The sequence below is a fragment of the Pseudomonas sp. AC016 genome, from assembly GCF_979253365.1.
Window position 1 is genome coordinate 5,163,643 of sequence record NZ_CEEDCC010000001.1, and the last position, 12,597, is coordinate 5,176,239.

Below are 12,597 nucleotides of genomic sequence, written 5' to 3' on the forward strand. Positions count from 1 at the left end.
AGACCCTTGCTTCAGACCAGATAGTGGCGCAATTCCCTGGCGATCAGCAGGCGCTGGATCTCGCTCGATCCCTCGTAGATCTGGGTGATGCGTGCGTCCCGGTAATAACGCTCGACCGGGTAGTCCTCAAGATAACCATAGCCACCATGAATCTGTATGGCCTTGGAACAGACCCACTCGGCCATTTCCGAGGCGAACAGCTTGGCCTGCGATGCTTCTGACAGGCAGGGCTGACCGGCACTGCGCAGTCGGGCCGCGTGCAGGATCAACAGGCGGGTGGCGTTGATGCGGGTGTGCATGTCGGCCAGCAGGTTGGCGATGCTCTGGTGCTCAATGATCGGCTTGTCGAACTGCACGCGCTCGCGGGCGTAGGCCAGAGCGGCTTCGAACGCAGCGCGGGCGATGCCCAGGGCCTGCGCGGCTATGCCGATGCGTCCGCCTTCCAGGTTCGAGAGCGCAATGGCGAGCCCTTTACCGCGTTCGCCGAGCAGGCTGGAGGCCGGAATACGGCAGTTATTGAGCGTAACCGCGCAGGTATCCGAGGCACGGATGCCCATCTTGTGTTCGCTGCGATCCACCACGAAACCGGGATTGTCGGTGGGCACCAGGAAGGCCGACAGGCCTTTCTTGCCCAGCTCGGGATCGGTCACGGCAAACACGATGGCCAGTTTTGCCCGTTTGCCGTTGCTCACGAACTGCTTGGCACCATTGATGACCCAAACATCGCCCTGCAACTCGGCACGGGTGCGCAGGTTGTGTGCTTCGGAACCTGCGTGGGGTTCGGTCAGGCAGAAACAGCCGATGGCCTGGCCGGTGGCGAGCTTTTCCAGCCAGGTGTGTTTCTGCTCGTCGGTGCCGTAGTTGAGAATCGGCCCGCAGCCTACCGAGCTGTGAACGCTCATCAGGGTGCCGGTGGCCGCGTCGGCTGCAGAAATTTCTTCGACGGCCAGCGCATAGGCCACGTAATCAATATAAGTGCCACCCCATTGCTCGGGCACCACCATGCCCAGCAGGCCTAGCTCGCCGAGCTTGCCGACCAGTGCATCGTCGATCCAGCCGGCCTTTTCCCAGGCCTGGGCGTGCGGGGCGATTTCATTGCGGGCGAAGTCGCGCGCCATGTCGCGAATCATGATCTGTTCTTCGGTCAATTCCAGGTCGTGCATGACTCAGGTCTCCTGGCCGCTGAAAAAACTTTCGACGTGCGCTGCGCTGACGTCCTGCACACGGTCGTGTTTCCATCGCGGCTTCTTGTCTTTATCGATAATGAGGGCACGTATGCCTTCGATCAGGTCGCCGCGCTCGAACCATTGACGGTCCAGATGCAGCTCCATGGCGAAACAGGCGTGCAGGGAAAGGTGGCGTCCCCGGTGCAGCAGTTCCAGAGTCACGGCCATCGCCAACGGCGAGTGGCCTTGCATGCGTTTGACCGTGTCCAGCGCCCATTGGCGAGTGTCGGCGATGGTCACTTCCTGCAATTGCTCGAGAATGCTCGGGATATCCGGCAGACCGAAAAAGTGGTCGATGGCAGGGCGCAGCAGTTCCAGGGGCGGGTAGGGCAGGCGCTGGGTGCCCAGCTTGGCCATGGCGCCCTGCAGGTCCTTGAGCGGGGTCGATTTCCATTTCAGGTGATCGAGCATGTGATTGAGGCGCGGCAGCATTTCGCTGTTCATCGACCAGTTGGCCAGACCGCAGTACAGCGCATCGGCCGCCCCGATCTGGCTGCCGGTCACGCCGAGCCAGGTGCCAATCTCGCCCGGCAGGCGGGACAGAAAGTAGCTGCCGCCCACATCGGGAAAATAGCCGATCGCCACTTCCGGCATGCCCAGTCGGGTACGTTCGGTGACCACGCGCAGATCCGCGCCCTGAACCAGCCCCATGCCGCCGCCCAGTACCAGACCGTCCATCAGCGCCATCACCGGCTTGCGATAGCCATGAATCTTCAGGTCCAGCGCATATTCTTCGGCGAAGAACATTTGGTGCAAATCCAGTCCGTTGCGGTGGCTCTCGTACAGCGAGCGAATATCGCCGCCCGCACAGAACGCCTTGCCGCCCGCTCCGCGCAGCACCACGGCATGGACGCCCTCGTCATCGGCCCAGGCGTCGAGCTGTTGCCTGAGCGTGCGCACCATCTCCAGATCCAGAGCGTTCAGACCTGCAGGACGATTGAGTGTCAGGTGACCAATGTGATTGCGTACTTCGACCAGAATCGACCCCCGATTGGCGGACCGTCTGACCGGCAGGGCGGATGAAGCCTGTGAACTCATTCTGAACTCCTTGTTCGTTTGCGCTTTCTTCTTGTACGTTCCCGGCGTCGCAGCCGATCGTAGCAGTGCAAATGTGCAAAGCAAAACTGCGTTTAAGCATAGCCCCAAGTTTCAAATTGCCATCATTTGCGGCCCTGGTCGACGCCGTGAGCTTTAATCCATCTGCCTGCACATGAATCATCGCGGCGCTCATGAGTATTCTGGCTGCTGTGACTGTCACACATGGAATTCCTCAAGCCCTTCAACGAATGATTTCCATGAACGACCTGCCATGAACAATTTCTTTTGAGCGATAAATACGCCCCACGCGAATGGGCGCCCCATGAACGTCCGACCATGCCGGGTTCGCCGTCGACGCCCTTGCACTCCAACGCAAGGCGCTGGGCGTTCGCGCTGGTCGGCGTGATCGTGGCGCTGACCGGCGGCCTGGGCAATGCACTGGTCATCGCCAACCTGCCTTATCTGCAGGGTGCATTGGGCGCGACTTCTCAGGACATCGCCTGGCTGCCGGCCGCCTACATCATGACCAACGTGTCGATGAACCTGCTGCTGGTGAAGTTCCGGCAGCAGTTCGGTCTGCGTGCCTTCACCGAGCTGTTTCTGGTGCTGTATGCGCTGGTGACGCTGGCGCATCTGTTCGTCAACGACATCGATTCGGCGATCGCGGTGCGGGCAGCCCACGGGATGGTCGGTGCAGCGCTCAGCACGCTGGGCCTGTATTACATGATCCAGGCGTTCCCGCAAAAATGGCGCCTGAAAGCACTGGTGCTCGGCCTGGGCACTGCGCAACTGGCCACCCCACTGGCGCGTCTGGTTTCCGAGGACCTGCTGCAGATTGCTCAATGGCGCGGCCTGTACCTGTTCGAACTGGGCATGGCGATGCTTTCGCTGGGTTGCGTGCTGATGCTCAAACTGCCGCCGGGGGATCGTTTCAAGGCGTTCGAAAAGCTCGACTTCCTGACCTTTGGCCTGCTGGCGCCGGGGTTCGCATTGCTGTGTGCGGTGTTGTCGCTCGGTCGCATCGAGTGGTGGCTGGAAGCACCGTGGATCGGCATTGCCTCGGCAGCGTCCATCGCGCTGATCTGCGCGGGCCTTGCCATTGAACACAATCGCAGCAACCCGTTGCTGATCACTCGCTGGCTGGGCAGCGGCTCGATTCTGCGACTGGGGCTTGCAGTGATCCTGTTTCGCATCGTGCTGTCGGAACAATCGGTGGGGGCGGTGGGCTTTCTTCAGGCCCTGAACATGGGCAGTCAGCAACTGCACACGCTTTATCTGGTGATGCTGCTGGGCAGTGTCGCGGGACTGGTGGCCAGCGCCCTGACCATCAATCCGGCGCATCTGATCAAGCCGTTGCTGATCTCGCTGGCGATGATGGCGGTCGGGGCGTGGATGGACAGCCATTCGACCAACGTTACCCGCCAGTCGAACATGTACCTCAGCCAGTTCCTGCTGGCCTTCGGGGGTACGTTCTTTCTGGGGCCGACGCTGGTGCTGGGCATCAGCGGCGTGCTTGCCAACCCACGTAACATGATCAGTTTTTCGGTGCTGTTCGGGATCACGCAGAACATTGGCGGCCTCATCGGGTCTGCTGCCTTGGGCACGTTCCAGATCGTGCGCGAGAAGTTTCACTCCAGCCACATTGTCGAGCACCTGACGTTGATCAACCCATTGGTGCAGTCACGGCTGCAGAGCTACGGCGCCAGTTACGGTTCGGTGATCGCCGACCCGTCGCAACGCAACGTTCAGGGCATCCGCGCCATGGCCACGGCGGCCACCCGCGAGGCCAACGTGCTGGCGTACAACGACGTGTTCATGTTGATCGCGTTGATTGCGGTACTGACCATGGTCTGGATTTCCTTTCGGGTCATCTGGCTGAAAATGACCACTCAACCTCAGGCGCTGGCCCCTGTTGCACCAGCCGCTCCGCCTTCCGTATCACCGACCGGCGCACAACCTTCATGACCGAACCCAACACGCCTAACCCCAACCCAGATGCCGAGCGCAGCGCTGCTGCGAGTGGCGAAACCGTGAAGCGCACTGACGGACCGGCTCCTGCACCGCTGAAATCACCGGTTACCAGCCGCCCGAGTTCGCGACGCAAGCGCATCATCTCCTCAGTTCTGTTTGGAGCCGTCGCGCTGGCCGGTGTGCTGATCGTTCTGTATGCGTGGCAATTGCCTCCGTTCACCAGCCCGATCCAGAGCACCGAAAATGCGCAGGTGCGGGGCCAGACCACGTTGATCAGCCCGCAACTGAGCGGCTACGTGTACGAGGTGCCGGTGCAGGACTTCCAGTTCGTCAAGACGGGCGACCTGCTGGTGCGGTTGGATGATCGTATTTACAAGCAGCGTCTGGATCAGGCGCTGGCCCAGTTGGACGTGCAAAAGGCCTCGCTGGCCAACAACCTGCAACAGCGGCGCAGCGCCGAGGCGACCATTGTTCAGCGTCAGGCCCAGTTGCAGAACACCATCGCCCAGAGCCGCAAGAGCGCCGCCGACCTGCGCCGCAATCAGGCGCTGGTGACCGATGGCTCGGTTTCGAAAAGCGAGCTGGACGTGACCCGTGCCGCCGATGCCCAGGCAAGTGCCGCGGTCGCTGAAGCCAAGGCAACCTTGCAGATCGCCCGCGAGGACCTGCAAACGGTGATCGTCAACCGGGGTTCACTGGAGGCTTCGGTCGCCAACGCCGAGGCGGCGATTCAGCTGGCACGTATCGACCTGGACAACACCCGCATCGTGGCACCACGTGACGGGCAACTGGGACAGATCGGTGTGCGCCTCGGGGCTTACGTCAATTCCGGCGCGCAGTTGATGGCACTGGTGCCGGAACGACGCTGGATCATCGCCAACATGAAAGAAACCCAGATGGCCGACGTGCGCCTGGGGCAATCGGTCAGCTTTACCGTCGATGCGCTGGATGACCAGACCATGCATGGCCGCGTGCAGCGTATATCGCCTGCCGCCGGATCCGAGTTCAGCCTGTTGCCTGCGGATAACGCCACCGGCAACTTCGTGAAGATCTCCCAGCGTATACCGGTGCGGATCGTGGTCGATGACAACCAACCGCTGCTCGAACGGCTCCGGCCAGGGATGTCGGTGGTGGTGAGTATCGACACCAGCACCGAAGGTGACGTGCCGCCGGATCCGGTGATGCCTTGATCCCACAGTCCGTGGTCGCAGCAAGACTCGGGTATAACGCTGAGCACAGGCGTGGGCATGATCGGCGTGCTTGAGATCACGCTGATCGTTCCTACGCTCCGCGTGGGAATGCCGCTCAGGACGCTCCGCGTCCGCTCTTGAATGTGACGCAGAGCGTCACGGGATGCATGCCCACGCAGAGTGGGCACGATCAGTGGTGAGGCGGATTTATGTATAAGAATGAGCGCGCCAGATGCTCATTCAAAACAAATGACTGAACACCCAGTACAACGACCCCGACAACAGAATCGCCGCAGGCAGTGTCAGCACCCAGGCCGTTGCCAGGTTACGCAAGGTGCGCATCTGCAATCCCGAGCCATTGGCGACCATCGAGCCCGCCACGCCGGAAGACAGCACATGAGTCGTTGAAACCGGCAGGCCGTACATGTCCGCTGCGCCGATGGTGAACATTGCTACCACTTCGGCCGAGGCGCCCTGGGCGTAGGTCAGGTGGGTCTTGCCGATCCGCTCGCCTACCGTCACCACGATCCGTTTCCAGCCAACCATGGTGCCCAGACCCAGCGCAATCGCGACCACGATCTTGACCCAGGTCGGAATGAAACGCGTGGCGTCATCAATCTGCTTCTTGAAGGCTTCCAGCTTGGTCTGGGTGTCTGCGTCGAAGTTTCCGACCTTGTTTTTCTCCATCACACGGATGGTTTCCGAAGTCAGGTACATATCGTTTCGAACGTTGGTGACCGCTTCGGCAGGCACTTTGGACAGCGAACCGTAACTGCGCACTTCATTGCCGATCTTGCCCGCCATCACCGCCAGCGCCGGGATCAGGTCAGGCGTCGCTTCCTTGCTGACCAGATAGTCCGAGAGCGTCTGGCGCGAGTCTTTCGGGGCCGGGAGTGGAGCACTGCGAATCAGCGCCTGTTGCGTGACTTCGGCCACTGCCGCGAACTGCGTTGCCTGATCGGCAGGCATGGTGCGGTTCAGCGCGTAGGCCATCGGCAGGGTGCCGACCAGAATCAGCATGATCAGCCCCATGCCTTTCTGCCCATCGTTGGAACCGTGGGCGAACGATACGCCGGTGCAGGTGACGATCAGCAGGCTGCGGATCCACCACGGTGGCGGGGCGTTGCCTTCTGGCGCTTTGTAGAGCGCGCGGTTCTTGATAAACATGCGCATGGCCAGCAACAGCAGTGCTGCGCAGCCGAAACCCACCAGCGGCGAAAGCAGCAATGAATAACCGATCTTGGTCGCCTGCGACCAGTCCACACCGCTGGTGCCGTCACGCCCGTGCATCAGCGCGTTGGCAATGCCGACGCCGATGATCGAGCCGATCAGCGTGTGCGAAGACGACGCGGGCAGCCCCAGCCACCAGGTGCCCAGGTTCCAGATGATCGCAGCGATCAGCAGGGCGAAGATCATCGCGAAACCGGCTGACGAACCGGTTTGCAGAATCAGCTCTACAGGGAGCAGGGCAATGATGCCAAAGGCGACCGCGCCGCTGGACAGCATTACACCCAGAAAATTGAAGAACCCTGACCACACCACCGCAAAGCCCGGCGGCAGCGAGTGGGTGTAGATCACGGTGGCCACGGCGTTGGCCGTGTCATGGAATCCGTTGACGAACTCGAAGCCCAGCGCGATCAGCAATGCCACGCCCAGCAGGATGAAGGGCGTCCAGGTGGTGACCACCGTGCCCATGTCATCCACATCCTGCTTGAGGCTGTAACCGGTGAACGCCAGCCCTGCGATGAGGATGGCGAAGAAAATCGTCATGGTCAGGCGACCGGGTTTGCGCCCGAACTGGGTTGCCGACAGGCTCGCCCCGCCAGAGGCATCGGGGGAAAGTGAGCTGATAGCCATGTGTGCAGTACCTGATTGAAAGATTACTGCCATGGTCATTGCAAAATGTGACAGAGATGCGACACGGGTCAATTCATCGGTTATTCAGACAGGTTTCCTGATCACCGGCATCGTCAGCTCACTGAAGAAAGCGTCAGTAATCGCCGCGCTTGCGAAAGGCCCAGCGACCCGCCACCAACGTGAAGGTCGCGACCAGGGCCACCAGAATCCAGAAGCCTTCCGGGTCAGTGGCAAGTGGTACGCCACCCACGTTCATGCCGAAGAAACCGGCGACGATGTTGATCGGCAGGGCCAGCACCGTCACGACGGTCAGGGTGAAGAGGGTGCGGCTGCTCTGCTCGTTGAGGTTGGCGGCGATCTCTTCCTGCAGCAGCTTGATGCGTTCGCCCAGTGCCGTCAGGTCGTTGATGACCAAGGACGATTCCTCGATGGACTGGCGTAGCGCCTGCACATCCTGCTCGCGCAGCCACTGTGGCGGGCGATGCAGCAGGCGCATCAGCGAACCCGGCTCCAGCGCCAGAAGACGTTGCAGGCGCACCAGCACTCGGCGCATCGCACCCAGTTCCGAGCGGTTGTTGCTCAGGCGCTGGGACAGCAACTGGTCTTCGATACGGTCGACATTGACGCTGGTCTTGCGCAGAAACTGGGTCAGTACCTCACCCTGATCGCTCAACAGATGAGCCAGCAGCTCCAGCGGCGAGTCGAACTGCTCGCCGCGTTTGACGGACGAGCGCAGCTTGTCCACCGAACGCAACGGTTGCAGCCTGGCCGTGATCAGCAGGCGCTGGCGGGCGCAGACCCACAGGGTGGAAATGTCGGTCGAGAGCCGGTTGAAGTCGAACACCACATCGTTGACCACCGCCAGCAGCGTGGCGTCCACATGTTCGATACGGGTCGAGCGCGAGCCTTCGTGCAGGGCCTCGAAAAACTCTTCGGGCAGTTCCAGCTGGGTCTTCATCCAGCGCTCGCAGGCGGCGTGGGAGAGATTGAGGTGCAGCCAGATGAAGTCATTGCTGTCGGTCGGGTTCTGCAGGTAATCGAGCGCCGCGACCGAGCCGATTTCCTGACCACTTTCTCCGGGGCGAAAGCGGAAGCCGTAAAGCAGGCCGAACAGATCCGAGTCCTGATGATGGTGCGCGATGCTGTTGTTCATGGCAGTCCACGTGCGGCCAGGCCCGGACGGGCAGGCGAAGTGCGCATGATGACAAGCGGTTATTTCATATTTGTGACGGTTTGTTACTGGATCTTTCTTTTCTCGCACCGCTGGAATCAGGCGATTTTTGGGATCATTCGACGCCGATGCTGCTGTTTTTCCAACCAGGTGCCCCCGATGAGTAGCTTGATCACCTGCGATTCACGCGAATGAGCAGTCCCGAGTTTCGTCCACCAGCCGGGCAGGTCCGCAGCGTTCGTACCGGGCGGCACCAACAAAACACCAGCGACAATAAGGAGGATGTGAGACTCGCCGCCAGTGCCGTTCAGGAAGTGGCCGGCAGTGGCGACAAGATCCCAAGTGATCAGACCATCGCCAGAGGCATTTTCCGGGTTGGCGTCGGCCAGGCGCGGTCGATATCGGCCAGGTCCTGCTCAGTCAACCTGATCTGTTCGGCTGCGACGTTCAGGCGAATGTGCTCGGGGTCGGTCGCTTTCGGAATGGCGATCATGTTGTCCTGGCGCAGCACCCATGCCAGCGATATCTGCGCAGGCGTGGCGCTGTGGCGATTGGCGATTTCATGCAGGGCAGGGTGGTACAGCAGATCACCCGCCTGGCCGATCGGGCAGTATGCCATCAGCGGCAGGTGACGATTGGCGCTCCACAGCATCAGGTCGAACTCGATGCCACGCTGCTCCGGGTTGTACAGCACCTGATTGGTGGCGCAACGCGGGTTGTCCAGCTCGATCATGTCCGGCACATCGAAATTGGAAACGCCCCAGGCACCGATCTTGCCTTCCTCGCGCAGACGTTCGAACGCTTCGACGGTCTCGGTCAGCGGGTACTGGCCCGGCCAGTGCAACAGATAAAGATCGATGTAATCGGTATTCATCCGGCGCAGGCTGGCTTCGCAGGCTTTTGGAATTCCGGTACGGCTGGCGTTGTGCGGATAGACCTTACTGACGACGAACACCTTGTCGCGTTGCCCGGCAATGGCTTGCCCGACGATTTCCTCGGCGCCGCCGTCGGCATACATTTCAGCGGTGTCGATCAGGGTCAGGCCCTGTTCGATGCCGCGACACAGCCCGGCAATCTCGGCCGAGCGTAAATGACCTTTTTCACCCATGTGCCAGGTGCCTTGACCCAGCACTGGCACGGTTCTGCCTGCCAATTCCAGTGTGCGCATGTGACCCCCTGCAGTTAGTGAACAGGTCTCAGGCAACGGGGTCTGCTGGAGGTTCCCACGCAGACCTTCCAACCGATCAATTACACGCGGAATTGCTTCAGCAGGTCGTTCAACTGATCGCTCAACCTTCTCAGGTGCTGACTGGCCGTGGTGGACTGTTCGGCGGCCAGCGCGGTGCTCTGCGACAGTTGCGCAGCCTGGGTGACGTTCTGGTTGATGTCATCGACCACGTGGGATTGTTGCAGCGTGGCGCTGGCGATGGAGGCGTTCAGGCCGTTGAGGTTGCGCAAGGCCTGGCTGATCGAGCTCAGGCTCTGGCCCGCCTGATTGGCCTGTTCGATGGTCAGCTGCGAGGAGCGACTGCTGTCGCCGATGACCTTGACTGCCGCGTCCGAGTGCCGCTGCAGACGTTCAATCATCGCCTGGATTTCGGCTGTGGATTTCTGGGTCCGTTGCGCCAGCAGGCGTACTTCGTCTGCCACCACGGCAAAGCCGCGACCCTGTTCGCCCGCGCGTGCCGCTTCGATGGCCGCGTTCAGAGCCAGCAGGTTGGTCTGCTCGGCAATCGAGCTGATCACTTCCAGCACACCGCCAATCTGGGTGCTCTCGCTGGACAGCGTATGCATGACTTCCACCGCCTGACCGATCGTACCCGAGAGGTGTTCGATCTGGCGCAGGCTGTTGTCGATGTTGACCTGACCCTGCTGCGCCTGGGACTCGGCATTGCGCATTTCACTGGCAGCGTGTTCGGCATTCTTGGCCACGTCCTGCACACCATAGGTGACTTCGTTGACGGCGGTGGCCACCAGATCCATCTGCTGAGACTGCTGCTGGCTGCGGTTCTGCGCCTGTTCGGCGTTGCTGCCCAGATCGGTGGACGCCTGCCCGAGTGCCACGGCAGAGCTCTGCAACTGACTCACCACGTTGCGCAGCTTGGCAATGAAGGCGTTGAAATGAGTGCCCAGTTCAGTGATCTCGTCGCTGCCATGGGTTTCCAGGGTGCGGGTCAGATCGCTTTCGCCGCTGGCAATATTGCCCATCGCGCTGACCGCTGCTCTGAGAGGACGCACTATGCTGCGCACGATCAGGGTCAGCATCAGGATCATGACGACCACGATGCCCGCGATGAAGATCCCGGCGTTCCACATCTGCGCCTTGAACTCTGCGGCCACATCGTCCACGTACACGCCGGAACCGAGGATCCAGCCCCAGGGCTGAAACAGCTGGACGTAAGAAGTTTTTTTCACCGGATCGGTGGCGCCTGGCTTGGGCCAGCGATAGTTGACCAGACCGGCGCCCTTGCTTTTGACGACGGTGACCATTTCGTTGAACACCGCGAAACCGTCCGGGTCCCGGATGGCCGACAGGTTCTGGCCTTCGAGCTTGGGGTTGGTCGGGTGCATGATCATCACGGGCTGCAGGTCGTTGATCCAGAAATAGTCATTCTGGCTGTAACGCAATCCTTTGATTTCTTTCAAGGCCTGCTGCTGGGCGGCTTCGCGCGGCATGGTGCCAGCGGCTTCCAGGCCTTGATAGTAGGCAAGAATGCCACTGGCGGTCTGGACCACGTGCATGGTCTTCTCGGCCTTGGCCTGATACAGATCGTCGTGAATCTGCTTGAGCAGGGTGGCTGCGAGGACAAAGAGCATCAGCACAGAAACGATAAGAATCAGCCATAACCGACGGCTGATGGAAAGACTGCGCATATTCATGATCTCGACCCCATACGTTATTTTTTCTTTTTCTTCTTTGAAACTGACAGACCGACCGGCGCCAACGCCTGATATCAGGGCCTCTCCAGCTTCTCGGCGCATCATGACCAAACATGAGATAAGCGTCACATTTATTTGCAGGGTTACGGAACTTTTTGGGCACCATAGCGAAAGGCTTACACCAACAGGCGTCATTGGCTCTATCGGATGCCACTGAGTGAATGTAGGATCCAATTCAACAACTGCAGCGAAGGAACGGTGCAGCGATCACGGAGGATCGGCCATTGCCAGGAGGCTACTGACAGGATGTCGGGATGGACATGTGCAGGAACGACCCGCTTCGGCGGGTTTTTTGCGTTTTGGGGAAAGCGTTTTTGCAGCGCTACCTGTCTGGCTCACAGCCCTTGAGCACCAGACGCAGGATGGTCCGGGTCGCCGCTTCGTAATCGCTGTCTTCCAGCGTGGCCTTGCCGGTCACGGTTGCGATCTGCCAGTCGAAATCGGCGTACGTCTGGGTCGCAGCCCAGATCGTGAACATCAGATGGTGCGGGTCGAGCGGGGCAATCTGTCCGCTGTCGATCCACGCCTGAATACATTCGATGTTGTGCCGGGCCTGTCCGTTGAGCTGTTCGATCTGCTCCGGGGTCAGGTGCGGCGCGCCGTGCATGATCTCGCTGGCAAACACTTTCGACGCAAACGGCAGGTCTCGGGAAATCTGGATCTTGGCGCGAATGTAGCGGCTGAGCACTTCGGCCGGCACGCCTTCGGGATTGAAGGGCGTGGAAGCACGCAAGATAGGTTCGATGATGCTTTCCAGCACCTCGCGGTATAGATTTTCCTTGGACTTGAAGTAGTAATAGACGTTGGGCTTGGGGACACCGGCCTTGGCGGCAATATCGCTGGTCTTGCTGGCAGCGAAGCCCTTGTCGGCAAATTCCTCGCTGGCGGCGCGCAGGATGAGTTCTTTATTGCGCTCGCGAATGCTGCTCATGAACCGGATATTCCCTTGCCTGCATGGCGGTCGCGCATGGTAGCACCGGGTTTGTGAGGGGCTCAATATTGACGGGAGGCCCCACCGCGGCTTCGACGTAGTGCCGCAGAAACCTGCGCATTCGGTGTGTCAGATGCAATCTGGGGCCGCTGCGCAGCCCATCGCTGCCGTCGTAACCTCCGATAGCTCCCACGCCCTGCGGGCAGAAGCAGATGTCAGTGCTTCTTCAGCAGTCAGGGTTTTGATAAAGGCGGGCGTATGCATTCGATAAAT

At 60.5% G+C, this 12,597-nt stretch carries 9 protein-coding genes; 2 read left to right on the plus strand and 7 right to left on the minus strand.

Annotated elements, in window-relative coordinates; genetic code table 11:
• Positions 1-11: 11 nt before the first annotated feature.
• Positions 12-1,163: an acyl-CoA dehydrogenase family protein gene (locus AC0IXS_RS23320; RefSeq protein ID WP_191954756.1), complete on the minus strand. Its 1,152-nt coding sequence runs from the start codon at positions 1,161-1,163 to the stop codon at positions 12-14.
• 3 nt (positions 1,164-1,166) lie between these two features.
• Complete coding sequence (locus AC0IXS_RS23325; RefSeq protein WP_471825792.1) at positions 1,167-2,264, minus strand: enoyl-CoA hydratase/isomerase family protein; 1,098 nt, start codon at positions 2,262-2,264, stop codon at positions 1,167-1,169.
• 285 nt (positions 2,265-2,549) lie between these two features.
• Here AC0IXS_RS23325 and AC0IXS_RS23330 point away from each other — a divergent pair, with 285 nt between their 5' ends.
• Positions 2,550-4,229 carry an MFS transporter gene (locus AC0IXS_RS23330; RefSeq protein ID WP_161987292.1) on the plus strand — a complete coding sequence of 560 codons (1,680 nt, stop codon included), beginning with the start codon at positions 2,550-2,552 and terminating at the stop codon, positions 4,227-4,229.
• Positions 4,226-5,425: an HlyD family secretion protein gene (locus AC0IXS_RS23335; protein WP_449124035.1), complete on the plus strand. Its 1,200-nt coding sequence runs from the start codon at positions 4,226-4,228 to the stop codon at positions 5,423-5,425. Before AC0IXS_RS23330 ends, AC0IXS_RS23335 begins: the two co-directional genes overlap by 4 nt.
• A gap of 240 nt (positions 5,426-5,665) precedes the next feature.
• On the opposite strand, the gene AC0IXS_RS23340 is transcribed toward AC0IXS_RS23335, so the two are convergent.
• The 5 genes from AC0IXS_RS23340 to AC0IXS_RS23360 all read right to left on the minus strand — a co-directional run bounded on the left by AC0IXS_RS23340 (position 5,666) and on the right by AC0IXS_RS23360 (position 12,324).
• Positions 5,666-7,282, minus strand: coding sequence for an inorganic phosphate transporter (locus tag AC0IXS_RS23340; protein ID WP_057410012.1), 1,617 nt, complete (start codon positions 7,280-7,282; stop codon positions 5,666-5,668).
• Between the two features lie 133 nt (positions 7,283-7,415).
• Positions 7,416-8,435: a transporter gene (locus AC0IXS_RS23345; RefSeq protein ID WP_025994318.1), complete on the minus strand. Its 1,020-nt coding sequence runs from the start codon at positions 8,433-8,435 to the stop codon at positions 7,416-7,418.
• 364 nt (positions 8,436-8,799) lie between these two features.
• Entirely contained in the window at positions 8,800-9,621 is an 822-nt protein-coding gene (locus tag AC0IXS_RS23350; RefSeq protein WP_025994317.1) for an aldo/keto reductase, read from the minus strand.
• Positions 9,622-9,701: 80 nt separating this feature from the next.
• The gene (locus tag AC0IXS_RS23355; protein ID WP_471825795.1) at positions 9,702-11,333 is read right to left on the minus strand and encodes a methyl-accepting chemotaxis protein; all 1,632 of its coding nucleotides are present in this window, start codon (positions 11,331-11,333) and stop codon (positions 9,702-9,704) included.
• Between the two features lie 382 nt (positions 11,334-11,715).
• A complete protein-coding gene (locus AC0IXS_RS23360) occupies positions 11,716-12,324 on the minus strand; it encodes a TetR/AcrR family transcriptional regulator (RefSeq protein WP_025994315.1) in 609 nt (202 codons plus the stop codon).
• Between the last annotated feature and the right edge of the window lie 273 nt (positions 12,325-12,597).

Bases quoted from the DNA above. Each gene is read 5' to 3' on its own strand.
- AC0IXS_RS23320 (WP_191954756.1), bottom strand. From the start codon at position 1,163: ATGCACGACCTGGAATTGACCGAAGAACAGATCATGATTCGCGACATG.
- AC0IXS_RS23325 (WP_471825792.1), bottom strand. From the start codon at position 2,264: ATGAGTTCACAGGCTTCATCCGCCCTGCCGGTCAGACGGTCCGCCAAT.
- AC0IXS_RS23335 (WP_449124035.1), top strand. From the start codon at position 4,226: ATGACCGAACCCAACACGCCTAACCCCAACCCAGATGCCGAGCGCAGC.
- AC0IXS_RS23340 (WP_057410012.1), bottom strand. From the start codon at position 7,282: ATGGCTATCAGCTCACTTTCCCCCGATGCCTCTGGCGGGGCGAGCCTG.
- AC0IXS_RS23345 (WP_025994318.1), bottom strand. From the start codon at position 8,435: ATGAACAACAGCATCGCGCACCATCATCAGGACTCGGATCTGTTCGGC.
- AC0IXS_RS23350 (WP_025994317.1), bottom strand. From the start codon at position 9,621: ATGCGCACACTGGAATTGGCAGGCAGAACCGTGCCAGTGCTGGGTCAA.
- AC0IXS_RS23355 (WP_471825795.1), bottom strand. From the start codon at position 11,333: ATGAATATGCGCAGTCTTTCCATCAGCCGTCGGTTATGGCTGATTCTT.
- AC0IXS_RS23360 (WP_025994315.1), bottom strand. From the start codon at position 12,324: ATGAGCAGCATTCGCGAGCGCAATAAAGAACTCATCCTGCGCGCCGCC.